This is a genomic window from Paenibacillus sp. FJAT-27812 (genome assembly GCF_001273905.1).
GTDB lineage: Bacteria > Bacillota > Bacilli > Paenibacillales > Paenibacillaceae > Pristimantibacillus.
The window spans coordinates 3208156-3234057 of the sequence record NZ_LIGH01000001.1; the positions used below are offsets into that span (position 1 = coordinate 3208156).

The following is a 25902-nucleotide window of genomic DNA, read 5'->3' on the forward strand; positions in this document are numbered from 1 at the left end:
CTAGCCTCGCGAGGGCTAGTGATACTGCCTATTCCACGATAGTGATTCAATGCTGCGAAACAAGCTTTAGCCTTCAAATAGCCGCTTCAGCTGTTTACGCTTGGTAAGGAGGAAGGGTTTTATGGCAAAAGGCTCGCCAGAGGCGTTAAAGGCAGTGGAAACATCTAAAGCTTCCGCAAGCTCTAGCATTTTGTATTCACAGAAGATGGCCCCTTACTTTTTCGTATTGCCTTTCTTGATCTCGTTTGCCGTATTTTTTGCCTATCCGGTCATTTCGGCTATCGTCATGAGCTTTCAGGAGGTTCTCCCCGGGCAGGTAGCCTTTATAGGGATTGAGAATTACAAGGACTTATGGAATCCGACGTTTCTAAAATCGATCATTAACAGCAGTAAATATACGCTATTTTCTTTGTGTCTCCTGATCCCTATTCCTCTTGTATTGGCTGTTTTCCTGAACTCAAAGGTGATGGTTGCCAAAAACTTCTTTCGTTCCACGTTATTCATTCCTGCGCTAACTTCCGTCGTTGTAGCAGGAACCATTTTTCGACTAGCTTTTGGAGAATTGGAAGGCTCGCTTATGAATACCATTGTCACCTCGCTTGGCTTTGAGAAGCAGCGCTGGCTTGGCAAGGAGCATCTCGCGATGCTGACGCTAATAACGCTTGCAGCTTGGCGATGGATTGGCATTAATCTGCTCTATTTTATGGCCGGACTGCAAAATATCCCGAAGGAGCTGTATGAATCGGCAGAGATTGACGGCGCATCAACCTGGAATAAATTTTTGAAAATCACATTGCCTTTGCTGAAGCCAATTACGATCTACGTATTCACGATTAGTATCTACGGCGGTTATTCCATGTTCACGGAAAGCTATATGCTGTGGAACGGCAACCGTTCACCGAATGATATCGGACTTACGATCGTCGGCTATCTGTACCGAAATGGGCTTGAGCAAAATAATTTGGGTCTTGGCTCTGCGGTTGGTATCGTGCTTCTAGTTCTCACCTTTATTATCACGATCAGCCAGCTTAAATTATTCGGCATGTTCAAGAAGGAGGAGTAGGGGATGAATCATGCAGAGAAACATAAATGGACCGTCAATACCGTATTGCTGCTTCTCTTGTTTATCATCTTCGCAGCGTTCGCGCTGTTTCCGCTGGTTACATTGACGATCGCATCCTTCAAGCCTGCGCAGGAGCTTATGCGCTTTGGATTAAATCTGAAGATCAGCCCAGAAATCTTCTCTTTTAAAAACTATGCTTATTTGTTCACGGGCGATTCGCTGTATTTAACCTGGTACAAAAACAGCTTGGTGATTACGGCTATTTTCACGGTGCTGTGCTTGCTCTTTTCTTCCATGGTTGGCTATGGCCTCGCGGTTTATAACTTTCGGTTTCGCAACTTCATCTTTGCTCTAGTGCTGATTACGATGATGGTGCCGATCGAAATTATTATCCTCCCCCTGTACAAGCTGTCGATTAACCTGAAGCTGATTAACAGCATATGGGGCGTCATATTGCCTTTTGTCGTTGCTCCATTGCCGATTTTTTTCTTCCGTCAATATGCCGGCGGCCTCCCGAAGGACTTTCTCGACGCTGCCCGTGTGGATGGCACTACGGAGTTCGAAACTTTTTTCCGAATTATGATGCCGCTTATGGCGCCTGCTTTCTCGTCGATGGCAATCCTGCAAGCGCTATTCGCATGGAATAACTTCTTATGGCCGCTTATCGTTCTGCGTACGACCGAGCAGCTGACGATTCCGATTGGCCTCGCGACGCTCCTCACGCCTTACGGCAACAATTTCGACATGCTCATTTCAGGCGCGGTGATGGCGATTGTCCCCATTTTGCTCGTGTTTTTATTTTTCCAAAAGTATTTTATCGAAGGCATGACCGCAGGCGGAGTCAAAGGCTAAGGCAGCTCGCATACCAAACTATCTTTTCAAAAAGAAAGGTGATTCCATGACACTTAAAGCGAAAATGACGTTAGAAAAAGATTTTGCCATCTCCGAAGTTGACCCGCGCATTTATGGGTCCTTTATCGAGCATTTAGGCCGCGCCGTTTATGGCGGTATTTATGAGCCGGGTCATCCTGAAGCCGATGAGAGCGGCTTTCGCAAGGATGTCGCGAAGCTGATCACCGATCTGCAGGTACCTATCGTCCGTTATCCGGGCGGCAATTTTGTATCCGGGTACAATTGGGAGGATGGAGTCGGACCGAAGGAGGAACGGCCAAGAAGATTGGAGCTTGCATGGCGAACGATTGAGACCAATCAATTCGGAACGAATGAGTTCGTAGATTGGGCGCGCAGCGTGAACGCGCAAGTGATGATGGCGGTTAACCTCGGCACTCGCGGCATTGACGAAGCTCGCAGCTTGCTTGAATATTGCAATCATCCAGGCGGTACGTATTGGAGCGATTTGCGCAAAAAGCATGGTTACGAGCAGCCCCATGCGATTAAGACTTGGTGCCTAGGCAATGAGATGGATGGTCCTTGGCAGATCGGGCACAAAACAGCGGAGGAATACGGGCGACTTGCGCTGGAGACGGGGAAGGCGATGAAATGGGTAGACCCGACGATCGAGCTGGTCACCTGCGGAAGCTCCAATACGGGCATGCCTACTTTCCCGCAATATGAAGCAATTTCGCTTGAGCATACGTATGAGGTTGTGGATTACGTCTCGCTCCATCAGTATTATGGCAACCGAAGCGGCGATACCGCCAGCTTCCTCGCTTATTCCATGGATCTGGACCATTTTATCAAAACGATTAAATCGACCTGCGACTACATTAAAGCTAAGAAGCGCAGCAAGAAGACGATTAATCTGAGCTTTGATGAATGGAATGTATGGTTCCATTCGAATGAGGCAGATAAACAAATTGAGCCTTGGTCCATTGCGCCGCCTCAGCTTGAGGATATTTATACGTTTGAGGATGCGCTGCTTGTAGGCAGTATGCTGATTACGCTTTTGAAGCATGCTGATCGGGTCAAGATCGCTTGCCTCGCACAGCTTGTTAACGTAATAGCGCCGATTATGACGGTAAACGGAGGCGGATCATGGAAGCAAACGATCTATTATCCGTATATGCATGCATCTGTCTATGGCAGAGGAATTGCGCTTCAGCCGGTCATTTCCTCTGATAAATACGATTCGAAAGAGTTTACGGACGTGCCGTATTTGGATAGTGTAGCCGTCCATAATCCTGAGACGGAGGAATTAACGGTGTTTGCGCTCAATCGCAGTCTGGAGGAGTCGCTAAGTCTAGCATGCGATATGAGAAGCTTCACTAACTACGCCATAATAGAGCATATCGTATTGGAGAACGAGAATTTAAAAGCTGTAAATTCGATTGCGGGGCAAAACGTAAAGCCGCATAGCGATGGGCATTCGTCTGTGCAGGATGGCTTGCTGGAGGCTCGCCTGGCTAAACATTCCTGGCATGTGATTCGATTAGGCAAGAGCAAAAGCATGCAATAAGAAGCAGAGATAGGTTTGAGAAAACAGCCGTTTATGGAATAGAAGAGGCCTTTCACAAGTTCATGTAACTTGTAGAAGGTCTCTTCTTTTGTCGTGAAAAGCGAATGGAAGCTCCGCGTATTTCCCGCTAAATAATAAATAATGCCACCCCAATCGTAAATTTTTCCATATTCGGAAGGGGGCTCGTATTTTAAGATAACAATTGCTAGGAAGGAGGAGGAGCGTAAAAGGAATAATTGTAAGCGATTTCAACACAACCGTTTCCTTAAAATGAATGTGTAGGCTACCCGCTATTCTATCTATCAATTCTGCAACGCAAGTAGGATCTCGACATGCAGCTAATCTTTTTCGCCCGCGTTTAATGAATCATTAATGGACTCTAAGGAGGCTTTATGATGTTTAAGCAAGAAGGTTTAAAAAAGGTTTTCAGCTCAGTTCTATCGTTTGCGCTTGTTCTATCGCTTATTAGCGTCTTTCCGGCATCAACGGATGCAGCGGGAAGCTCGACAGCAGGTTCTGTCAACCTGTTGGACCCATCGCTTTTTACGCCTGTGGCAGATGTGAATCTCAAGGCAAGCTCGGAGGATGCTGGTCATCCGGGGTCAGACGCTTTGCGAACAGGGGGCAGTGGTTATTGGCGTTTTTCAAGCTCAAACGTATATATGAATGACTACTCGCCATCCACGCTGGCTTTAACCCTCGACTTTGGCGCTCCCAAAACGATTGATAAGCTGTATCTTGAAATACCCAACTCGATCCCGAACATCCAAAGCAACGCGACTAGATTTGAAGTCTACTATTCTAATAATATCGATTCATGGGAAAGCGCGCCCACGGTTTCGGATTCGGCGTACAATTACGACTGGAAAGGAAACGGCTGGACGCTCGCAGGCGGTACGGAAACGGAAGGCTTATGGTCTTATGTTACATACAACGGGCAACAGTGGGGCTTTGATACGAAGACGTTTTTGTATCCGTTTACAGCACGTTATGTGATGATCAACACGGTACTGGTTGGTCCCCGTGATTCGCGTACAGAAGATAGCGCCGCGATGATGGGTCTGTCTGGACTCGCCATTTACGGGAAAGACTGGGCAGCTAACGCAACCATACTCGAACCGGCTAAAGCGACCTACAGCACATGGGATCAGGCGGCACCCATAACGACAACGATTAGCCTTGCTGACGGGCAGACCCTGGCGAGCATAACGAATGGAGGCCATACGCTTATTGCGGATACGGATTATTCGTCATCGGGCAATACGGTTACATTTGCTCATTCCTATCTTGCTAAACTTCCGCTTGGCACTAATGAGTTTGCGTTCCATTTCAACAACGGTGATCCATCCCGATTTGCACTGGACGTAACCGCCCGCGGCTATGGCGCGAATCATAAGACGATTAAGATGAACGCCATTGAAGGCGTGTCTCCATATAACATTTTGGGCGGCGCAATGGAAACGGATGAGCCGGTGGAAGGCGTGACCAAGCGCATAAGGGACGCCTACCACGGTTATTATGGCAATCAGCCTTTGGCGACTGCGGCGGACGATCATATAAAGACCGTTTGGGACAGTACGCTTAACAAAAACGTATTTAAAGTCACGGCGCATGGCAGAGGCATGAACAATGAATTCGAAGAAAAGGTTCGCGACGGCGAATACGCCCATAAAGGCGTTTTTGACCCGGAAAAAGGTTATGTCGTAGGCGGAGCTTCCATTACGGACAGGCAAAGAGTTGAAATTCGCCCAAGCGAGGATTCGACCAACGATTTTACTGCATATGAGGGCGACTTAGTTTCCTATGAATGGCTCTGGAATATTCCTGACGGCAACCAGTGGAACCAGCCGAACTTCAGGCATCTCTTCCAGCTCAAGGCAGTGAATGCACAAGAGGCCAATACGCTGCCCGGCGGCAACTCTGGCGGTGAGAACGGCGCATACATTCTCGCAATGTCAATTTCGGGGACGACGACGAGGACGCTTGTTGTGAACCATAACCGATACGACGGCGACAAGACGATGCTGAGAATTCCGTTAAAGGAAATCGACGGCCACTGGATTAAGGTGGAGCTTGACGCGCTTATTTCGGACTCGGGCTGGTTCACCGTTAAGATTACCGATATGGTTACCGGCAAAATATATACGTTTGACAACCCGGATGTTTTTCAACCGTTCGCAGACAAAGGCGCAACCGACGGCGGCAAAGACTTATGGAGAAGACCGGAGAGAAGCGGCGGTTTTGAAACCGAATATCCCGCTGCCTTTGACCAATATTTGCGTCCAAAATGGGGCATTTACCGCAGCTCCGCTAACGGCACAAACTCTGCCTATGATGCGGAGCTTCAGCTCTCGGACATCACGATAAGCAAGGCAGCATCAGGCATATCCTCGGTGAACCTTGCCCTTAATAAAAAAGCGTATAACATAGGCCCTACGGTAGGAGCCAATGCGGTCCAGTTGCAGTCCGTTACTAGCAATGTATACGGAAATGCCAACAAGCTGACGAGCGGGGTGCTGCAGGATCCGAAGCTTTGGCCGGTTACGAATGTGACCAGTCTCGATCAAATCGGAGATTACTCATGGCTCGGCGCCGACGGTGAGCGTAAAGGAAGCTTCGTCATCGACCTTGGGCAAGCGATGGATTTTAGCCAAATCAGGCTGCTTGCCAAATCAACGAGATTAAAAGGCGCAACTGTTTATGTATCGGATGATATCGGAAACCATACATCGGCTGCTGATTTTGAAGCTGTGGCATTTAAGCAAGTGGATAAAAAGACAGCCGAGGGATACACGTTTGCTACCGGCAACCTTAACGGCGGCGTTGATTCCGAAGACAGCTCATACCCGATAAACCTTGGCAAAACCTATCATTCACGGTACATCAAAGTAACGGTTGAGAACGCGTCAGGCGGCAATACGGATACGGATCTTACGGGGCCGCCACGGCTTACGCAAGTGCAAGTATTTAATGCGCCAACGCCTCCGCAGAATCTTTTGCTTGAAGATAGCGGTACCGCTAAAACCGTGAAATGGGATTCCAATTCATCCAGCGAAGGCTACGCGGTTTACAACGGCGAAGCGGTGCTGGCTAACTTAGCGGCAGGCGAAACAAGCTTTATTTTGCCAAGTGATGTGACTGATTTATCTAAAATAACGGCAAGGTCTAAGGGAACAGACCCGTATTCGCGCAAATTTATGATCTCGGCGCCAACACTGCTGGAGGCTGTGTTTGCGGAATCATTATCGCTGAACAAGAGCAGCCTGACGATCAATAAAGGCGCTGCCGAGCAGCTTGAAGCCTCGGTATTACCTAGTAATGCCGCGAATAAAACGGTAAATTGGCTGTCCAGCGACGCTAACGTTGCAGCAGTAGATGCAAACGGTCTCGTTACTGGTATAAAAGCAGGAACAGCAACGATTGTGGCGACGATAGCCGGTACGTCCATAAAGGCAGCAGCAGCAATAACCGTTACTGAGGCTAGTGGTCCAACCGGTCCGGGGACAAATCCTGGCAGCACAACGACATCGCCATCCGGGCCAAATACGGGCATCATCGATGTTGAAAAGGATGCGAAAGTAACGAAAGAAACAGCCGCTGACGGGACGTCCGTATCGAAGGTTGCTATAGACGCAGATAAGCTTGAAAAAGCGTTGGCGGTTCCGGTAGTTGTCATTGCTGTAAAAGGCAGCGATTCCATCGTAAATGTTGAGCTGCCGGGCAATGCGATCTTGCATGCGCTCAGTAAGCAAGGCAGCGCGGTTATTCAAATTAAAGCAAATGGCGCAAGCTATGAGCTGCCGATACGTTTGCTAAAAGATATTGCTCAAGGATCAACCGTAAACGTCATGATCTCTAAAGTAACCGGCACGGTCGGTGAGGAGATAAAGGCCGCTGTAAAAAGCTTGGATGCGGAGCAATCCATTAAGAACCCAATCGAATTTACGGTCACGGTTAGCGGCAATGAAATAGCCGACTTCGGCGGTGTTTACGTCAATCGTACGATTAGCTTGGGGACATTGCCGGTTGACCCGAGTAAGGTAACGGCGGTATGGGTCGATTCGAACAACAACCTATTTTTTGTGCCAGCTTTAATTACAACGAAAAACGGCTCTTCCGAGATAACGATTCGTTCTCCGCACAATAGTGTTTACACTGTCATCCAATCCGACAAATCGTTTAGCGATTTGCAAGGACACTGGGCAAAGGCGGATGTAGAGCTGCTCGCGAATAAATGGATTTTAAAAGGAAAAACCGGTCTGTACTTTGCGCCGGATTCCTCCATTACGCGTGCGGAATTTGCAGCCATGCTGGTTCGTTCGCTTGGGTTAGTTGAAACCAAGGCGGGCGGATTCAGCGACGTACAGCCAAGCGACTGGTTCGCCGGTGCCGTAGGCACAGCACTTAAATCCGGATTGATCACGGGTTACGAGGACGGTACTTTTAAACCAAATGCCAACATCACTCGCGAACAAATGGTGACGATGATGATTCGCGCGATGAAAGCGGGCGGAAAGGAAATCCAAGGCGACATCGCTTTGCTGGACCGTTTCGCCGATTCCCCCGATATTGGCGAATGGTCAAGAGAAGCGGTATCGCAGGCTTTGAAAGAAGGACTTATACGAGGCGTCTCGGAAAAAACGTTTGCTCCGAATGAACAAGCAACACGCGCGCAAGCTGCGGTAACGCTGAAACGTATGCTGCAAGCTTTGCAATTTATAAACTAAATCGACTAGACCGCCAAGCAGCTTGGCGGTCTTTTACTCTCTCAATAAAGAGGGAACAAGCAATGAAAAAAACACTTTACAAAGCGCCTAGGTTAGCATATATTTTACATATTCAAAAAAGTTTCCTTGAGTAAACTTTTTGTCCCTAAGTAAAATAAAATTTTTTTATTAATTATTTTGCGTCCGGGCAAAATAATTTCCTTATATAAACATGGAGGTGGATGTCATGCCGCTCGATCCAAATCGGTCATTTTCAAGGAGAAGCATTCTTAAAGTCGGAGCAGCGGGCCTGCTCGGTGTGCTTGGGAGCAGCTTTTTAAACACTACTGCTCTATTCGGCAAGTCTGCCAGTGCGATGGGCAAGGAGGAAATGCACCATACGCTCAAAGATCAAATGAAGCAAGGGATGGCGCATGGCTATGATCCGGGAACGGATTCAACGCCGGGATTGGAAGCAGCGGTTAAAGCGTTAACCGCTTTCGATTACGGGGTCGTTAGCACCTCGCCGGATGGAAGAACGATAAGGGAATACGATATTCAAGCATGGGATGCTGAAGTGGAAATAGCGAAAGGCCTCAAGTTTCCAGGGTGGACCTTCAACGGTACAGTTCCGGGACCAACCTTGCGCTGCACGGAGGGAGACATCGTCAGAATCAAGTTCGGGAACGGCTCGGCGCATCCGCACTCTATTCATTTGCATGGCATTCATCCAACGAATATGGACGGCTTGGAGCCAGTGCCGACCGGCGGTGAATTTGTGTATGAGTTTGAAGCGAGGCCAGCAGGGCTTCAGCCTTATCACTGTCATGTTCCCCCGCTCGCCAGACATATCCACAAAGGGCTTTATGGGCAGTTCATTATTGATCCGAAGAAACCAAGGAAGCCGGCAAAAGAGCTGAGCATGGTGATGAATGGGTTCGACTTGGATTTGGATGGCGAAAACGAGGTATATACCGTAAATGGCTACGCTTTTGCTTATCAATCGCGGCCGATTAAGGTGAAAACAGGAGAGCTGGTGCGAATCTATATAAGCAATTTAACAGAATTTGATCCGATTAACTCCTTCCATTTGCATGCTAATTTCTTTCATTATTATGCGACTGGAGCTGATCCGGACGCGAGGCCTTATTATACGGATACGATTATGTTATGCCAGGGGGAGAGAGGCATTATTGAAGTCACGTTCCCCGCTCCAGGAAAATATATGTTCCATGCGCACCAGAGTGAGTTCACGGAGCTCGGCTGGATGGGATTTTTTGAAGTCGGATAACACGAGGGGGTGTATGGTGTGCAGACCGAAAAGGTAATGAAGAAGCCTAATCGAGCAGTCGTCTGGCTGCTTGGCGTACTGCCTTTGCTGCTGCTGGCAGGCATGATTTCAATCATCGCGACATGGGGTACAGGCGTGAAGGAACAGCAAGCAGCACCGATAGAAGTGCTGAATATGGAACGTATTGTTTTGACAGATGATGGCTTCGAGGTTCGTGTTCTCAATTCTGGGCCTAAGGAGCTGACCGTTGCTCAAGTGGTGGTGGATGGCTCCTTTTGGAATGCGACTTATTCACCAAGCCCGACGCTGGAGAGGTTCGGCAGCGCGACGATTATGATCCCTTATCCATGGGTAGAGGGTGATCCTCATGAAATTAAGCTCATCACCTCTAACGGCTTAATCTTTGTAGGGGAAGTTGCGGCTGCGATAAAAACGCCGGCTGCGGATACGAACCGGTTCCTGCAATATTCGCTTATTGGCTTTTATGTTGGCGTTGTACCGGTGGGGCTCGGGCTATTATGGTATCCTTTTATGCGCCGCTTCTCAACTAAAGGTATTCAGGCGGTTATGGCATTTACGGTTGGTTTACTATTTTTCCTTGCCATAGACACCATTCAAGAAGGGATAGAGCTTGGCACGGAAGCACCTGGCGTATTCCAAGGAACAGGCTTGGTCTGGTTCGGGGCGGCGCTCAGCTTCTTGTTCCTGATTGCCATAGATCAGACGAAATCGAAGAAGGCTCTAAGCCAAATTGACGCGGGCAAGCAGGTATCCTTCAAAATAGCCGGCGGCATCGGTCTTCATAATCTCGGAGAAGGTCTCGCAATTGGCGCTGCCTTTGCAGCGGGAGAGGCTGCGCTCGGATCATTCCTTATTATTGGTTTTACGCTGCACAATATCACCGAAGGAATTGGAATCGCAGCGCCGCTCCTGAAAGCGAAGCCGACACTCAAAACCTTCCTCGCCTTAGCCGTCTTGGGCGGAGGACCGGCAATTATCGGAACTTGGGTCGGCGGATTCGTCTTTAATCAGACGTTGGCAGCGTTGTTCTTCGGGATTGGCGCAGGTGCCATCGTTCAAGTCATTTATGTGATTTTCAAAATGATTTTAAGAGACGCTAGGGCTGCAGGGGCACCTTCCGTCTCATGGCTTAACTTCTCCAGTCTGACGCTTGGCATTTTGATGATGTATGTAACGGCTCTTTTGGTTAACTTCTAGGACCAAGCAGGAAATGGGGAGATTGAAATGCCGATGAATATTGGTGTCGCGGGCATTATATTGCTTGTTATTTTAGGGCTGCTGCTCTTTGGACCATCCAAGCTGCCACAGCTTGGCCGAGCGATTGGCACGACGTTGTCCGAGTTCAGAAGAGGCGCAAAAGGTATAATAGACCCGGATGAGAAAGCAGACGATCAATCGAAGCCGAAGGAGCTCAAATAAACGTGCAAGCAAAGAGCCGCTAGAATGTTTCTAGCGGCTCTTTATATGATGTGCTTAACCGAGACGTTTCTTGCCTTCGATTAATAGGGTCAAGCTGACCAGCGTAACGAATACGGTAGCTCCCATATCGGAGAGAATGGCGATCCATAAGGTGAGCCAGCCGGGAATCGTAAGCAAGAGCGCGATTACTTTCAGCCCCAGCGAGACAACGATGTTGAAACGAATGACGCGATTGACCTTCTTGGCAATCGAAACGGCTTCCGGAAGCTTGCCCAAATGATCCTGCATAAGGACGATATCCGCCGTCTCGATCGCGCTGTCCGTTCCTTTGCCCATCGCAATGCCGAGCTGCGCGGACGCGAGAGCAGGAGCGTCATTAATGCCGTCACCGATCATCGCTACTTTATGGTTGGCAGAAAGCTCTTTAATTCGCTTCACTTTGTCTTCCGGAAGCAGGCTCCCGTAAAATTCGGAGACGCCGACAGCCGAAGCCACTTTGGCAGCGGTCTTCTGATGATCGCCTGTCAGCATGACGGTGCTTGTAATTCCCAGCTTGTGCAAAGCTGCAATGACAGAGCGGCTTTCCTCACGAATTTCGTCTGCAATGCCGAACATGCCTAGAATCTGCTGCTCGTCTGCAACGAGTACAAGGGTGAGGCCTTCGTCTTTTAATTGTTCGATGCGGCTTTGGATTGGACTTGGAACCGCAATATGCGCGATGCTCTTTTCATTGCCAAGCCAGTACGTCTGACCGTTAACCTGCGCTTTAATCCCTCGGCCAGTCAGCGTTTGAATCTCATCCGGTTCAGGCACGATGATGCTTCTGCTGTCTATTTCCTTCATAATCGCTTTTGCCAGCGGGTGGGAAGAGGACTTCTCGATCGCTCCAGCCACTTGGAAAAACAGTTCCTCTTCATAAGCTTCCAATTGAGCGACATGCGGTTCGCCCTTCGTTAAAGTGCCTGTTTTATCAAAAGCGAGCGTATCGATCTTGCCAAGCTGCTCTAGGAACACGCCGCCTTTGACCAGTACGCCGTTGCGTGCATTTCTCGTAATTCCCGAAACAATCGCAATGGGGGAGGAAAGAATCAGTGCGCATGGGCAGCCAACGATGAGTACCGATAAGCCTTGATAAAGCCATGTCATCCAATCTCCTTGAAAGAGGAGCGGAGGCACAAGCATAACAAGCGCTGCAACAAGCATAATAAGCGGCGTATAATATTTGGCGAATTTATTAATAAAGAGTTCAGTTGGCGTTTTGGTTTCCTGTGCTTCTTGCACGAGATGGAGTATTTTAGCCAAGGAAGAATCTTTGTACGCTTTATCGATTCGAACGACCAGCAGTCCCTCATTGTTAATGCTGCCGCCAAATACGGGCTCGCCGGATTCCTTCTCAACCGGAAGCGATTCTCCCGTAATCGCAGCCTCGTTCACCGAGCTTTTCCCGTCTGTGACCGTACCGTCCGATGGGATTTTCTCGCCGGGCTTTATTTTCACGAAGTCGCCGACTTGCAGGGAGGAGATCGGAACGATCACCTCTTGGCCGTTGTCCAGCTTTAAGGCTTCCTTAGGGGCAACTTGGAGTAAAGCCTCCATGGAACGCCGCGCCTTCTCCATTCCATACCCTTCGAGCAGCTCATTAAGCCCAAATAAAATGGCAACGAGCGTAGCTTCCTTCCATTCGCCAATGGCAACCGCGCCAATTAATGCAATCGTCATTAACGTATCGATATTAAATTTTAGTTTGAATAGGTTTTTGAGTCCGCGGAAAAAGGTGGTGTAGCCGCTAATAATCGTCGCAAGCACGTACAAAATAATGACCGCTTGTTTGTCGAGTACGCCGTCAAGCAGCAATGCCGCGACATAAACAACGCCGGATGTAATGAGCAATTTCAGCATTTTCCCATTGCCGTCTTCATGGCTGTGGTCATGACCATGATCATGTCCATCATGCGTATGACCGTCATGATCATGGTGATTATGATTGTGCTCGGTATTTGATTCCGCGCTCGATTCGATGTAGGCATTGTCCGATTTTAAAATTTTTCTGACTTCGACCATGGAAATTTGCGGATTAACCGTTAATTTTCCTGAGTTATAGCTAAGCTTTGCATCATCGCCATGCTCCAATTGCTTGATCTCTTCCTCCATACGGAGGGCGCATCCGCCGCAGGACAGCCCCTTTATGCGATATTCATTCATACGTTAGCCTTCTTTCAAAATCAATATATGAATACTTGCTCATATAATATGCGAATCCAACATTTATGTCAAACTTATTCTCCCCAAATGTGACATAAAAACATAAAAAAACCATCGAGCTGTTTCTAAACAGTCCGATGGTATCATATTCGCAGGAAATGATCTCGTGCCTTTACTTAACAGATAAGAGTATACCGAGGAACGGAAGCAATATACCCATTAACATACTTGTGATAAATAGGCCGCGTTTTTCTCTTTTATATAGAGGAATCAGCATAGCCAGAGCAATGAGCCCGAGTGCGATCATCGCAAGCGGCGCAAAACCCCAGCTCCATTGCAGGTCTAAGGTTTGCATTTGGCCATGCAGCCGCTTAAATAACGGAGAAGGCGTCGGCAGCTCAAACTCGTCTTCATGCGGGGGCTCCTGTACGCCCATAAAGGCTGTAATGATAAGAACCGCAAGGGCTACAAACGTTTCAAGGCGAAGCCACCATAGCAGCTTGCGTTCATCTTTGCCATTATTCGTTAGCTTCGCCAGAAAACCGTTCATAAAGCCAAGAAGGAGAAGCGGCAGAAAGACAAGATGCTTGAGCAGAAGGGCTTCGCCGTAATTGATGCCCCATGAATTGATATATCCGTCAACGATAAGCGACATCATCACTAGCCCAGCGGCTATGATAAGCGCCATACTTACAATCGATAGCGGCGTAAACCAGCGGATAAAAGCGTTCCATCTCAGTTCGCCCCTTGTGAACCATGCTGCCAAGAGAAGCGTTCCAAGCCAAATCGATACGGCAGCGACATGGATGGATTGGGAGAGAAATCCCCATGTGGCGGAGAAACCGGTCGGGTGGCTTGCCCATCCGTGAGCAAGTATGCTGCATATCCAGGTGATGGCAAGCAGCCACTTGGTCCACTTATGCTGAAAGCCGCTTAATACCGTGATCATGTACATGACCGTACAGATGATAAGGTTCCAGATCCATGCGTTCCCGTAGTTGTAATCCTTTAATACGATGAGCAAAATTTGCACAAAGGACATATTTTCGGCAAAATCGCTGAGGACAATCGTTGTTCGTATGATTGACATAAACGAGAATAATGGAATGCCGAGAATCGCGTATTGGAATAAGTCCACTGGATATTTAATGGCTGGCTTTGAGCGGTCAGGAACGAATAAAAGACATATGTAACCGCCAGTAAAGGCAAAGGACAAATAAAGCAGTGTTTCGAAAAAGTAAATATACAAGGTTACCAGCTCCAAATTCCGTTTCGATGGTTAGTTTCTAAAGCATCATATCATAATTGGCAATAAATGAATGTATGCTCATATGACAAATGACCGAAAATTTGATATACAAGGATAGACTGCCTTAAACGTAATCTTTCTGATATAATGAAAAGTACGAATATAAAGGCGGTGGCAAAGAGAGATGGATCGAGTAGTGGAAGAACAATGCGACGATACTTGTTTAGGCACCGATATGAATCTGAATGTGTTAAATCAAGCAAAGCTGCAGGAGCAGACAGCGGTTGATTTGGCTGAGCTTTTTAAAGCGCTAGGTGATCCTACAAGGGTTAAAATGATACATGCTTTGCTGAACCATGAGTTATGCGTGCATGATTTATGCCTCGTACTCAGCATGGCGCAGTCCGCCGTTTCCCACCAGCTTCGCTATTTGCGCAATGTGAGAATCGTTAAGCGCCGCAAGGAAGGCAAGACGGTTTATTACTCCATTGATGATGACCATGTCAAAGAGATTTTTGTTCAAACCTTGAAGCATTTGGAGCACGCTTAAAAGCAAAGAGTAACTGTATGTAAATACGGATACTCTTTTTTTATCGGCTAGCTCGAGCACAGTTTTGGCATGAATAAATCAACTATTTGACAAACCAAAAGGAAAGATAATGAAAAATGAAAGGATTCTAATATAGATTTTGGAGGATTATGGCTGAAACAATCGAATTAAACTATACTATGTAGTCTATTTACGTGCCTAATTCTTTGTTTTTGTAAGAAACGGGGGAACCACCTAGGGTGAATTGCTCAAGGATTATCCTACAGCATAGGGATCTTCAACCGAACCCATAAGCTAACCTCGTAGGCAGCGAAGGGAGAAGCAGCTTTGAAAAGAAGTTTAGTCGTATTTTTATCCTGCATCATGTTATTGCTTGGCGGAGGGAGCGTGCTCGCTGAGAAGTCAGAGCGCTCGGTGCTTGACGCTTCAGTAGGCGATGTTATCGGAACTCCGTATAAATGGGGCGGCACAACGAATAAAGGATTTGATTGCTCGGGCTTTATTTTACATATTTTTAACCAGTTTGATGTGAAGCTGCCAAGAACATCCCAGTCTCAATCCGAGACGGGTACTGAGGTCAATAAAGATGAGCTGCGTGAGGGAGATCTTGTATTTTTTAATACAAGCGGAAAAGGAGTCTCCCATGCAGGCATTTACATAGGAGAAGGAAAGTTCGCTCATTCTTCTACAAGCAAAGGGGTTACGATTACGAAGCTGAGCGATAGCTATTATGAGAAGCGTTACGTAACGGCACGCCGAGTAATAACAGAGGATGCTTTTGCGGCAATGATGGAGTCGAAGTAAGGTGCCGCAGGTTATAACCGCAGAGGTTGAATAAGAGGCTGTGCAGAAGTTCATCGAACTTTTGCGGGGCCTCTTTTTTATGCCTTTTCAAAGTAGCGCAAGCGGCTGGCTAATTTGGAGGCGCTTTTTGAAGCTTTTTATGAAAACGCATACATGTCATTCTTGATTTCACCATTTTTGACTGTCCCGAAGGGGTGTCAGCCGCTTTAAATGCGATTGGTATATTTTGCGGATGCAGTAAAACCGGGGGTTTTCGGACAAAAATGACACATAATCGTTGTTGTCGGAATAGTCGGACTAGTTATTTTCCTTATATATCTTCATAAGAGTTATGCGCTTTCATGAAGATGGAAAACGACATATTTACGGGTTTTCCGTTTGTCGGCTATCGTTGTAATTGTAAGCGATAGCATTTGTGAAATCCTAATCGCCAAACACAAACAAGAACAATAATTACGAAACGGGGAAGGAGTGATTCTATGCAGGAGGTTAAACGTATTGCAACGGGCAGCATGCTGAAGCCGGGCAAGATGAAGAGCAGAGTGGGGAAAAGATTGTTTCAAAATTGGGAGCTGTATCTATTCATCGCCCCCGCCTTTTTCTACTTTCTTATTTTCTCTTATCTTCCGATGTATGGCATACAAATTGCGTTCAAAAACTTTATACCGACAAAAGGGATTTTAGGAAGCCCTTGGGTAGGTTTTGATCATTTTGTCCGATTTTTTGATTCTTATTACTTCTGGGACTTGATATGGAACACTTTGAGCATTAGCCTGTATGAACTGGCTATCGGGTTTCCGATTCCGATTATTCTGGCGCTTGCCTTCAATGAGATTAAGGGCGGCTTCTTTAAGAAGATGGCTCAGACCGTCACTTATGCGCCGCATTTCATTTCAGTCGTCGTTATGGCGGGTATGATCATTACGTTCCTGTCGCCTTCGTCAGGGATTGTCACGCACCTGCTTCAATGGCTAGGGTTTGACGCACCTGATTTTCTGACTGATCCGAGATGGTTTAAGACGATGTATGTGCTCTCAGGTGTATGGCAAAGCGCAGGCTGGGGTACGATCATATACTTGGCAGCGCTATCAGGCGTAGATCCAGGCCTGCATGAAGCAGCGATTATTGACGGAGCTTCACGGTTCCAACGGGTGCGTCACATTAATATTCCGACGATTGTCCCGACGATGACCATATTATTAATTTTAAATATGGGAAGTCTTCTAGGAGTAGGGTTTGAGAAAATTTTATTGCTGCAAAACTCGCTGAATATGGGAGCATCCGATGTCATTTCGACATTCGTGTATCGTTCAGGCCTTGTCGATGCCCAGTACAGCTTCTCGACCGCGATCGGCTTGTTCAATTCCGTTATTAATGCGTTTGTGTTAGTTGTGGTGAATCAGATTGTAAGACGTACCAATGAAAACAGCTTGTGGTAAAAGAAGGGGGTGCGACCGATGACGAGCGCCGTTAAAGAGAGCGGACGGGACAAAGTATTTCTCATTTGCAACTATATCTATGTGTTCTTGGCTTTTATTGTCGTAGCTTATCCGGTTATTTATATGATCAGCGCTTCTATAAGCGATCCTAAGCTAGTCGGTTCCGGCGAGATGTGGCTATGGCCCAAAGGCATTACGTTTGAAGGCTACCAGCGTGTATTCCAGAACACGAGCATTTGGACCGGATACGGCAACACCATCCTTTATACGGTGGTTGGAACGACGATCAATTTATTGGTGACGCTGCCAGCGGCATATGCGCTAAGCCGCAAGGATTTTATGGGACGCAACTTTTTTATGGGCATGTTTATGGTTACGATGTTTTTTGGCGGCGGCCTGGTGCCAAGTTATTTGCTCGTCAAGGAACTCGGAATGGTCAATACGATGTGGGCGATTGTCATACCGTCAGCCGCATCGATTTGGAACATTATCGTAGCCCGCACGTTTTTTCAATCCTCCATTCCAAAAGAGCTGCAGGAGGCCGCACAGATTGACGGCTGTACCAACCTGCGGCTGTTCATGAAAATTATTTTGCCGCTGTCGATGCCGATCATTGCCGTAATGGCTTTGTTCTACGGCGTAGGCAACTGGAACAGCTACTTCTCGGCACTTATTTATTTGAACGATGCCGCTAAATACCCGCTGCAGCTTGTCCTGCGCCAGATTCTTGTTCTGCAGGAGATGTCGGCTCAAGGCGGGGGCGCACTCGATGCGGCGAGCGCATCTGCTCTCAACAACAAGGCAGAGATCGCTTCGCTGGTCAAATACGCCGTTATTATCGTGGCGACTGCGCCGATTATCGCCATTTATCCGTTTCTTCAGCGTTACTTTGTGCAAGGTGTCATGATTGGCTCCGTTAAGGGCTGATTTTGCTCATAAATGATATGAAAAAAGGGAGAGGGTTTTTGGATGAAAAAGCTACAGAAAGCATCATCGGTTTTGCTTAGCCTCACGCTGCTTGTCTCCGTATTAACAGCTTGTGGTTCCGCGAATGACGAGGGGAAAACAAGCGGCAACAATGCTGGCAAAGAGGCGTCAACCTCCAATGAGGCCAAAGGGGTGAACAAAGAAGGATTTCCTGTCGTAACCGAGCCCATCACGCTCAAGATGATGTCTCAGGATGTTGGCGTTGCCGATTGGAACAAGATGCCTGTTCTGCAAGAGATGGAGAAGCTGACAGGCATTAAGCTTGAATTCCAAAACGCCCCGCTTGATAGCTTTGCTACCAAGAAGAACCTCGTATTTGCGAGCGGCGATTTGCCGGATATGTTCTATGCAGCAGACCTTAAGCCAGCAGAACAAGTGACTTACGGTACACAAGGCGTTCTTATCCCTTTAGAAAAATATATTGATGAGGGATATGCGCCTAATATCAAAAAGATTTTTGACGACCATCCCGATATCCGCAAGTCATTCACAACGCCAGACGGCCATATTTATGCGCTGCCTACAGTCGATTTGGCTGCCGTGTGGTACCGCGGCCCGATGTGGTACAACGGTAAATTCCTGAAATCCCTTGGGGCATCAGAGCCTAAAACAACAGAAGAGCTATATGCTTATCTGAAGCGCGTTAAGGATGAAGATGCAAACGGTAACGGGAAAAAGGATGAAATTCCGCTCACTTCTGTGAAACTGAATGATTTGCGCATGTACTTCCTCGGCTTCTGGGGCATTTATGACGAGGTCGTATATGCGGATAAGGCCGGAAAAGTACACTACACGCCGCAAGAAGAAGGATACAAAGGATATTTGACATTCCTGAACCGCCTATGGAAAGAAGATTTGCTTGACCATGAGACATTCTCGCAGACGGATGAGCAGAAGAAAGCGAAAGGGAAAAACAATCAAGTTGCCGTGTTCAACGACTATTTCCCTTACTTTACGCTAGGCGGCGAGCCAAGCGAGGATAACCCGCTTATGACGCCTGTGAAAAGCGAAATAGCCGATTCTCCTGTTTACGGCAAACACCCTGGTATTTCGGCAAACGGTACGTTTGCGATTACGAGCAGCAACCCCGCACCGGAAGCAACGATGCGCTGGGTAGATTATCTGTACAGCTATGAAGGCGCTACATTGTTTGGCCAAGGGCCAGAGAATCTGCTTTGGAAATATAAGGACAAAGAAAAACATGAGAAAGAATGGCTTCCGGTTCCAGGCGGCGGCGACCGTGACGAATACCGCGGTACGATTACGCCAAACTACGGTATCCTTACGCCGGGCGTGAATTCGAGCGAGCTTTCCATCGGTTTGCGGAGCGACTTTGACTTATGGATCGATAAGCAAAATGAAGAAAAGCTTGTGCCAATCGCCAAAGCGCCATTCCCTAACGTTTACTTGACGAATGAAGAGCAAACGGAAGCTTCTACTCTGCTATCTGATCTGAACACGTATGTTCAACAAATGGAAGCGAAGTTCGTGACAGGGCAAGAGTCTCTCTCCAATTGGGACAAGTATTTAGAGCAAATTAAAAAAATGGGCGGGGACCGTATCGCTGAGCTTTACCAAAGCGCTTACGACAGATAAGGACCGCAGGAAATAACCGTATAAGGGCATGAAGCAAGAAACACAAATAACCCGGTCATGCGAAATCATGACCGGGTGTTGTTTTATTATTCGTCATCCAGCTCGGATACGGCTGGAGCCTGCCCGTTCTCCCAGAACAGCTTGCGGAATTGGCCGGGCGTATAGCCGGTTTCCTTCTTGAACTTTCGGATAAAGTTGGGCGTATCCAAATAGCCGACTTGAATGATGATGTCTTTAAGAGGAGCGCTTGTTGTTTTTAACTGGTGCATAACCTCCTCCAGTCTTTTTTGCCAAATGTATTGAATAAAGTTAAGACCCATCTTTTCCTTGAAGGATCGGCTGACATGAGAAGGCGATATTGCGAATTCAAAGGCGATCGTCTCCAGACTGAGCGCATGATCCCTATAATGCTCGTCAATATAGGATACAATCCGGTCGATCTGCGATTGTTCTTCCTTCTGATTATCCCGCTCCACTTGCGTGCAGATTCGGGAGGCGAGACTTAGGAAGCCGGCCTCCAGCTCATCCAGCGAATGGCTGTAAATCATATTCGGCGCCATATCCTGGATCAAATTATGAATGCCAAGCTCGGATGCGGTTTTGAGCATCGTATTTAAAATATCGAAGCTGATGCAACGTTTTTGCAAAGCGGACATTTCAGGTGATTGCAGGCTTCGGATGAATGGGCTGATCGTCTGTTCAGCGACATCATAGCTTCCCTGTTTTAAGCTTTGGGAGAGCTTCATCAGCGAGTTAGCCGGAATCCAGAAGGTATGGTCGGTCGTGTCCAGCAGCTTCTCGAAATAAGTGACGGTGCCGTGGCCGCTCGAGCCTCTCATCTCGAAGGCGGAGCAAGCTTCGATAAAGGATTGGTTCAGCTGATCCGGGCTGGAGTAGCAGGTTCCAACGCCTATTGAAGGAGCGGCATCAAACGTTTCCAGCATGTTGCTTAGAACCGCTTCGACGATGAGGCGAGCTGGCGTGAATGGCTGCTGCTCGGCATCCATATTGAAGCTGATTATAAGCGCGAGCTGCTCGAGCTGAGGGAGCTCCACGCCGTAGGCATGCGCTTCCAATTCCGGGAACTCGATTTGGGCTAGAAGCTCAATAATTTCCTGGCGATCCTGCTTATCTTCGTGCGTATCGCCCGATTCTCCCCAGCCGATCACCATGACAAAGTGATGGGTACGGTCGAAATGGACATCGAACGCTTCTTGTAGCTCAGGCGTAAGGCTTTGCGCATTTCCGTATTTGAGCAGCATGGACAGAAAATGATTGCGGGCGTAAGGCTCTTGCAGATCTACGCGCGAGCTGTACTCCTGCAGCGCTGTTCGGATCCGGTCAAGCTCGTTGCCGGCTCCGGCAGCTTCATTGGCCTGATGCTTCGGTTTGGATTTGGAATTGGCAAACTCAAGCAGCGTAGAGATCGGTTGGTATTGCATTCTGGCTAGCAAGAGAGCAATCGCAGCGCCAACGATTACGACGATGATGAACAACATGACGATAAAGCTCCGGACATGCACGACGCTGCTGAAAAATTGCGCGCTAGGCATAACGGTCACGTACGTCCAGCCGTTGTTCTCTGATTTTACCGATACGATCGAGTGCGGCTTGCCGTCTAAAATTTTGTCATGAATGCCGGGCGATAGGCCGAACAAGGACTGCGCTTCCGCATTCGTTAAGGCTTCACCCTGCCGGTTGTCTACTAAAATTTGGCCATTGTTGTCCAATATATAAGTTAAGCCTTGGTAGTTGCCTAGAATCGAATCAATTAAGCTGGTCAGCTCGGATTCCTTGATGAGATACATAATCGTTCCGTGCGGATTAGGGCTGTATGGCGTGATGGGAACCAAATAAGCGAGCATCGTATCCTGCAGGGTAGAGTTGCGGATAACGGTATCGGCTGGCCGCATCGTTGGGAATTTAACGCGGTTCAAGTCTTGCAGAACCGTATCTTTGCTCCAGTTGTTGAAGCTGAAGGTGCTTGAGAATACGTCAAGGCTGGACAGACCTTTTGCCGAATAAATGTTCTTGTCGTTATGAAAATATAAGAACAATTCCCCGATAATCGAGCTTGTTGCTTTGTATTGGTCGAGCGCTTGAATAGCTTCTCCGCTGTAGTAAGAATCATGGACCCGGAATGGCGTCAGCCTCTTGTCATAGGAGATGCGGGATGCGATTTCGCTTAATTCCTTCATCCTGCCGTCAATGATGACTTTCGTTTGCGTTAATTGGCTCAAGCTGGAATGTTCGATTTCGGATCTCAGATTGGTAACGGCGTTCTGGTAGATAAATAGTGTCATCAGGATTAAAGGGATAAGTAAAATAAACAAGTAGGACCAGATATATTTTAAAAACAGTTTCGATTTAAAGTAGTTCCGTTTCATGTATTCTGCCCCCTGTTATTGACCAAGCCGTTTAATTGATTCCTATCATATCAACAAATTTACAATTTGGACATAGAGCGAAAGAATACTAGAAACGATCAAATAACAATAAGCCTATGGCGCTGGAGGTATACGATGAGCGAGATGAAGGTAGCAGAGGAGCAAGCGGTCGAGCAGGGAGTGCACAACTATAGCAGCGAAGAGCAGTGGGTAAAACCAGAGGAACCACTTCTGCTGGAGCGGCTCGAATGGTTCAAGGACCAGAAGCTGGGACTGATGATGCACTGGGGGCCGTATTCTCAGCTTGGCGTCGTAGAATCATGGGCGCTTAGCGATAAGGACGAAGAATGGTCGCGCGACGGCATCGACTGGGATGTTGATGCGGAGGAGCTGAAGCGGCAGTATTTTGGGCTGAATAAGACGTTTAATCCGCTTCGATTGCAGCCCGAGCTATGGGCGGACCTAGCTGCGGAGAACGGGTTTAAGTATTTGAATTTCACGACTAAGCACCATGACGGCTTCTGCATGTGGGATACCCATACGACCGATTACCGGATTACAGGCCCGGATTGCCCTTTCCATATGAACAAAAACGCCGATATTTGCAAGCAGCTGTTTGATGCATTTCGCGCCAAGGGCCTTGCCATCTCCGCCTATTTCTCAAAAGCGGATTGGCATACGCCCTACTACTGGACGCCGGGGATGGAGCGCGGATCGTTTACGGCGCGCGGACCTTCGTATGATCCGAAGCAATATCCCCACTTGTGGGAGAAGTTCGTGCAATTCACCCATGAGCAAATTATGGAGCTGATGACGCGTTACGGACGAATCGATGTGCTGTGGCTCGATGCAGGCTGGGTCAATGACTATCGCGACCAAAACATCCGGTTAGGCGAAGTGGTGGAGAAGGCGCGCGAGACGCAGCCTTGGCTTCTGTCGGCTGACCGTACCGTCGGCGGACCTTATGAGAATTTGATTACGCCAGAGCAGACCTTGCCGGAGCGTCCGCTTCATGTGCCGTGGGAGAGCTGCATCACGATGGGGACTTCATTCTCCTTCCGTTATGAAGATAAATATAAGACCGTTCGGCAACTGATTCATTTGCTTGTCGAAATTGTTGCAAAAGGAGGCAATTTGGCTTTGAATGTAGGCCCTCAGCCAGACGGAAGGCTTCCTGAAACCGCAATTAGCAGAATCAAAGGGATGGGCGCATGGCTCAAGGTCTATGGCGAGGCGATTTATGGGACGCGTATTTGCGAGCCGTATTCGGTAGACAATTGCCAGTTTACGAGAAAAGGCGATACGGTTTATGCCTTCTACTTGTACAAGGACGAGCAAGAGGCTGTGATGGAGGAGCTGCATATTCCTTACCGGCAAGCCTTCAGCCAGATCGATCTCGTAGGAGGTCAGGAAAATCTGCAATATCGTAGAACGGACAACGGGATTATCGTGCTTTTGCCGGAAAATGAACGGTTAGTGCAAGCGCCAATTGCGCATGTATTCCGAATCAAGTAGCGGAGAGGGGCAAGAAGAGATGCAAGAGTGGTTCAAGGAAGCGAAGCTCGGTATTTTTATACATTATGGGATTTATGCGGTAGACGGCGTTGCGGAGTCATGGTCCTTTTATAACGGGAGAATGTCCTATGAGGATTATATGAAACAGCTGGACGGCTTTACGGCATCCCAATTTGACGCGGACAAATGGGCGGATTTGATCGAGCAATCCGGCGCTAAATATGCGGTGCTAACGACGAAGCATCATGACGGGGTAGCTTTGTGGGACACGCAGTACAGCGATTTGAACGTTGTGAAAAAAACGCCGGCCAAACGCGATCTTATTAAAGAGTATGCGGAAGCCGTTACGAGCAGAGGCATTCGCCTTGGGATGTATTATTCGCTCATCGACTGGTCGCATCCCGATTACCCGTCCGTTTTTGAAGGCGGCAGGGTGCCTGATGATTTGAGTACGGTGAATCGTTTTTCAAGCCCTGCCGATGGCATTCAGGATGAAGAAAAGTGGAGAAAATTTCTACAGTTCAACAATGACCAGCTGCGGGAAGTTCTGACGAACTTCGGAAAGGTTGATTTGCTCTGGTTCGACGGTGACTGGGAACGAAGCGCGGAGCAGTGGAATCTGCCAGCGTTCAAGCAGTACCTTCAATCGTTTAACCCGGATATTATTATCAATTCGCGCCTGCAAGGCTATGGCGATTACAAGACACCCGAGCAAGGCATTCCGATTACGCGCCCGGAGGGTCCGTGGGAGTTCTGCACGACGATCAATAGCTCATGGGGATACGTTCCAACGGATGACAAGTACAAATCCTTGAACCAGATCATTCGGATGTTCTGTGATTGCATTACCTTGGGCGGCAATATGCTGCTGGATATCGGTCCTATGGAAGACGGGACGATCGATAAGAGGCAGGAGGACATTTTGCTAGGATTGGGAGAATGGATTCGCACGCACGAGGAAGCGGTGTTCGGAACGGAAGAAGGCATTATGCCACGTTATTATCTAGGCGGGAGTACGGTTTCGAAGGATAAAAAGACGTTGTACCTGTTCGTTTACGATGATCCGAAAGAAAATGTGTGCCTGAAGGGATTATCGAATCCGATCAAAAAAATTACGGTGCTTCACTCCGGCAAGGAGCTTGCGCATGAAATTCACGGCGGCGTGCCGTGGTTCAACATACCGGGAACGACATGGATTCATATGACTTCGGAAGACACTCATAATCAAGTTACGGTCCTTAAGCTGGAATTCGATGAAGAGCTGGATATGTACGGCGGTTCCGGCGCTGTTGTCACCCATAACTAATCTAGTAGTCTTGCATGCTCTCCAAGGAGGAAGAAACGATGAAGCTGGGATTAAGCTCTTATAGCTTGTTGAACGCGATTAAAGCTGGAGAAATGACCGTTCTTGATGCGATCCGCTGGATTGCGGATAACGGAGGGGAGCATATGGAGATCGTTCCCTATGGCTATACGCTGGTGGACAACCCAGAGCTTGCAGATGCCGTGCGGGAGACCGCGAAGGAAGCGGGCATTGCGCTGTCGAACTATTCGATGCCGGCTAATTTTGTGCAGGATACGGATGAATTGTTCGACGAGGAGATTGCCCGGGTCAAGCAGCATGTTGATCTTGTGCACCGGCTTGGCATGAACCATATGCGCCATGACGTGACCGCCTTTACCCTCCCAGAGGAGAAGACGACGATCAAATGGTTCGAGGACCATCTGCATCTTATGGTGAAGGGCAGCCAGCTTATCGCTGACTACGCCGCGCAGTTTGGCATTACAACGACGATAGAAAATCATGGCTTTAGCGTGCAGTCCAGCGACCGCGTGCAGCGTGTGCTGCATGCGGTTGACCGGCCGAATTTTAAGACGACGCTTGATGTCGGAAACTTCATGTGCGTGGATGAGAATCCGATCATCGGCGTCAAAAAGAATCTGCCTTACGCATCGCTCATTCATTTCAAGGACTTTTACTTCCGTCCGTATGACCAGCAGCCTGGGGGCGGGGATTGGTTCTTGACGTCAAACGGCAACTATTTGCGCGGGGCAATTGTAGGGCATGGGGATATTGAGATCCGCAAGATCGTCAAGCTTATCAAGGACTCGGGATATGACGGATATATCACCATCGAGTTCGAAGGCATGGAGGAATGCCAATCGGCATCCCGCATCGCAATGGACAACTTGCGCCGCTTCTGGGATGAGTGTTAACGATTGCTTAGCTTCGTAGACTAAAGCACATACAATCGGA

At 48.1% G+C, this 25902-nt stretch carries 18 protein-coding genes and 1 riboswitch; of the genes, 15 read left to right on the top strand and 3 right to left on the bottom strand.

Going from position 1 to position 25902, the window contains the following annotated elements:
- Nucleotides 1–121: 121 nt before the first annotated feature.
- The 7 genes from ADU23_RS13495 (at nucleotide 122) to ADU23_RS13525 (ending at nucleotide 10916) form a co-directional block, all read left to right on the top strand.
- On the top strand, nucleotides 122–1063 hold the full coding sequence (locus ADU23_RS13495) for a carbohydrate ABC transporter permease (protein WP_053374216.1): 942 nt from the start codon (nucleotides 122–124) through the stop codon (nucleotides 1061–1063).
- A gap of 3 nt (nucleotides 1064–1066) precedes the next feature.
- Complete coding sequence (locus tag ADU23_RS13500) at nucleotides 1067–1915, top strand: carbohydrate ABC transporter permease (protein WP_053374217.1); 849 nt, start codon at nucleotides 1067–1069, stop codon at nucleotides 1913–1915.
- Nucleotides 1916–1961: 46 nt separating this feature from the next.
- Nucleotides 1962–3479 carry an arabinosylfuranosidase ArfA gene (gene arfA, locus ADU23_RS13505; RefSeq protein ID WP_053374218.1) on the top strand — a complete coding sequence of 506 codons (1518 nt, stop codon included), beginning with the start codon at nucleotides 1962–1964 and terminating at the stop codon, nucleotides 3477–3479.
- Nucleotides 3480–3874: 395 nt separating this feature from the next.
- Nucleotides 3875–8206 carry an S-layer homology domain-containing protein gene (locus ADU23_RS13510; RefSeq protein ID WP_053374219.1) on the top strand — a complete coding sequence of 1444 codons (4332 nt, stop codon included), beginning with the start codon at nucleotides 3875–3877 and terminating at the stop codon, nucleotides 8204–8206.
- Nucleotides 8207–8432: 226 nt separating this feature from the next.
- Nucleotides 8433–9476: a multicopper oxidase domain-containing protein gene (locus ADU23_RS13515; RefSeq protein WP_053374220.1), complete on the top strand. Its 1044-nt coding sequence runs from the start codon at nucleotides 8433–8435 to the stop codon at nucleotides 9474–9476.
- Nucleotides 9477–9494: 18 nt separating this feature from the next.
- Nucleotides 9495–10694: a ZIP family metal transporter gene (locus ADU23_RS13520; RefSeq protein WP_231637372.1), complete on the top strand. Its 1200-nt coding sequence runs from the start codon at nucleotides 9495–9497 to the stop codon at nucleotides 10692–10694.
- Between the two features lie 33 nt (nucleotides 10695–10727).
- Nucleotides 10728–10916, top strand: a complete 189-nt coding sequence (locus tag ADU23_RS13525; RefSeq protein ID WP_331459243.1) for a twin-arginine translocase TatA/TatE family subunit — start codon at nucleotides 10728–10730, stop codon at nucleotides 10914–10916.
- 54 nt (nucleotides 10917–10970) lie between these two features.
- Here the strand turns inward: ADU23_RS13525 and ADU23_RS13530 are convergent, their stop codons facing one another.
- Nucleotides 10971–13118: a heavy metal translocating P-type ATPase gene (locus tag ADU23_RS13530; protein ID WP_053374222.1), complete on the bottom strand. Its 2148-nt coding sequence runs from the start codon at nucleotides 13116–13118 to the stop codon at nucleotides 10971–10973.
- A 172-nt stretch (nucleotides 13119–13290) separates the two neighbouring features.
- Nucleotides 13291–14367: a copper resistance D family protein gene (locus ADU23_RS13535; protein WP_053374223.1), complete on the bottom strand. Its 1077-nt coding sequence runs from the start codon at nucleotides 14365–14367 to the stop codon at nucleotides 13291–13293.
- 184 nt (nucleotides 14368–14551) lie between these two features.
- Between ADU23_RS13535 and ADU23_RS13540 the strand changes: the two genes are divergently transcribed.
- The 5 genes from ADU23_RS13540 to ADU23_RS13560 all read left to right on the top strand — a co-directional run bounded on the left by ADU23_RS13540 (nucleotide 14552) and on the right by ADU23_RS13560 (nucleotide 19743).
- A complete protein-coding gene (locus ADU23_RS13540) occupies nucleotides 14552–14917 on the top strand; it encodes an ArsR/SmtB family transcription factor (protein ID WP_053374224.1) in 366 nt (121 codons plus the stop codon).
- 185 nt (nucleotides 14918–15102) lie between these two features.
- Nucleotides 15103–15241: riboswitch (cyclic di-AMP (ydaO/yuaA leader) on the top strand.
- 3 nt (nucleotides 15242–15244) lie between these two features.
- The gene (locus ADU23_RS13545; RefSeq protein WP_053374225.1) at nucleotides 15245–15721 is read left to right on the top strand and encodes a C40 family peptidase; all 477 of its coding nucleotides are present in this window, start codon (nucleotides 15245–15247) and stop codon (nucleotides 15719–15721) included.
- A gap of 512 nt (nucleotides 15722–16233) precedes the next feature.
- Nucleotides 16234–17160 (top strand): ABC transporter permease, encoded by a 927-nt coding sequence (locus tag ADU23_RS13550; protein WP_231637605.1) that lies wholly within the window; start codon nucleotides 16234–16236, stop codon nucleotides 17158–17160.
- 18 nt (nucleotides 17161–17178) lie between these two features.
- Nucleotides 17179–18087, top strand: a complete 909-nt coding sequence (locus ADU23_RS13555) for a carbohydrate ABC transporter permease (RefSeq protein WP_053374227.1) — start codon at nucleotides 17179–17181, stop codon at nucleotides 18085–18087.
- 42 nt (nucleotides 18088–18129) lie between these two features.
- On the top strand, nucleotides 18130–19743 hold the full coding sequence (locus ADU23_RS13560) for an extracellular solute-binding protein (RefSeq protein ID WP_053374228.1): 1614 nt from the start codon (nucleotides 18130–18132) through the stop codon (nucleotides 19741–19743).
- An 86-nt stretch (nucleotides 19744–19829) separates the two neighbouring features.
- Here the strand turns inward: ADU23_RS13560 and ADU23_RS13565 are convergent, their stop codons facing one another.
- Nucleotides 19830–22130 carry a helix-turn-helix domain-containing protein gene (locus ADU23_RS13565; RefSeq protein ID WP_053374229.1) on the bottom strand — a complete coding sequence of 767 codons (2301 nt, stop codon included), beginning with the start codon at nucleotides 22128–22130 and terminating at the stop codon, nucleotides 19830–19832.
- 135 nt (nucleotides 22131–22265) lie between these two features.
- Between ADU23_RS13565 and ADU23_RS13570 the strand changes: the two genes are divergently transcribed.
- From ADU23_RS13570 to ADU23_RS13580, 3 genes are read left to right on the top strand one after another with little or no spacing between them, the layout of a single operon-like run.
- The gene (locus tag ADU23_RS13570; protein WP_053374230.1) at nucleotides 22266–23645 is read left to right on the top strand and encodes an alpha-L-fucosidase; all 1380 of its coding nucleotides are present in this window, start codon (nucleotides 22266–22268) and stop codon (nucleotides 23643–23645) included.
- 19 nt (nucleotides 23646–23664) lie between these two features.
- The gene (locus ADU23_RS13575) at nucleotides 23665–24951 is read left to right on the top strand and encodes an alpha-L-fucosidase (RefSeq protein ID WP_053374231.1); all 1287 of its coding nucleotides are present in this window, start codon (nucleotides 23665–23667) and stop codon (nucleotides 24949–24951) included.
- A gap of 38 nt (nucleotides 24952–24989) precedes the next feature.
- Entirely contained in the window at nucleotides 24990–25862 is an 873-nt protein-coding gene (locus ADU23_RS13580; protein WP_053374232.1) for a sugar phosphate isomerase/epimerase family protein, read from the top strand.
- Nucleotides 25863–25902 lie beyond the last annotated feature (40 nt).

Excerpts from the sequence above, each read along its gene's own strand:
- ADU23_RS13530 (WP_053374222.1), bottom strand. The coding sequence starts at position 13,118 with ATGAATGAATATCGCATAAAGGGGCTGTCCTGCGGCGGATGCGCCCTC.
- ADU23_RS13555 (WP_053374227.1), top strand. The coding sequence starts at position 17,179 with ATGACGAGCGCCGTTAAAGAGAGCGGACGGGACAAAGTATTTCTCATT.
- ADU23_RS13510 (WP_053374219.1), top strand. The coding sequence starts at position 3,875 with ATGTTTAAGCAAGAAGGTTTAAAAAAGGTTTTCAGCTCAGTTCTATCG.
- ADU23_RS13580 (WP_053374232.1), top strand. The coding sequence starts at position 24,990 with ATGAAGCTGGGATTAAGCTCTTATAGCTTGTTGAACGCGATTAAAGCT.
- ADU23_RS13575 (WP_053374231.1), top strand. The coding sequence starts at position 23,665 with ATGCAAGAGTGGTTCAAGGAAGCGAAGCTCGGTATTTTTATACATTAT.
- ADU23_RS13550 (WP_231637605.1), top strand. The coding sequence starts at position 16,234 with ATGCTGAAGCCGGGCAAGATGAAGAGCAGAGTGGGGAAAAGATTGTTT.
- ADU23_RS13540 (WP_053374224.1), top strand. The coding sequence starts at position 14,552 with ATGGATCGAGTAGTGGAAGAACAATGCGACGATACTTGTTTAGGCACC.
- ADU23_RS13560 (WP_053374228.1), top strand. The coding sequence starts at position 18,130 with ATGAAAAAGCTACAGAAAGCATCATCGGTTTTGCTTAGCCTCACGCTG.
- arfA (WP_053374218.1), top strand. The coding sequence starts at position 1,962 with ATGACACTTAAAGCGAAAATGACGTTAGAAAAAGATTTTGCCATCTCC.
- ADU23_RS13500 (WP_053374217.1), top strand. The coding sequence starts at position 1,067 with ATGAATCATGCAGAGAAACATAAATGGACCGTCAATACCGTATTGCTG.
- ADU23_RS13525 (WP_331459243.1), top strand. The coding sequence starts at position 10,728 with ATGAATATTGGTGTCGCGGGCATTATATTGCTTGTTATTTTAGGGCTG.
- ADU23_RS13565 (WP_053374229.1), bottom strand. The coding sequence starts at position 22,130 with ATGAAACGGAACTACTTTAAATCGAAACTGTTTTTAAAATATATCTGG.
- ADU23_RS13495 (WP_053374216.1), top strand. The coding sequence starts at position 122 with ATGGCAAAAGGCTCGCCAGAGGCGTTAAAGGCAGTGGAAACATCTAAA.
- ADU23_RS13515 (WP_053374220.1), top strand. The coding sequence starts at position 8,433 with ATGCCGCTCGATCCAAATCGGTCATTTTCAAGGAGAAGCATTCTTAAA.
- ADU23_RS13570 (WP_053374230.1), top strand. The coding sequence starts at position 22,266 with ATGAGCGAGATGAAGGTAGCAGAGGAGCAAGCGGTCGAGCAGGGAGTG.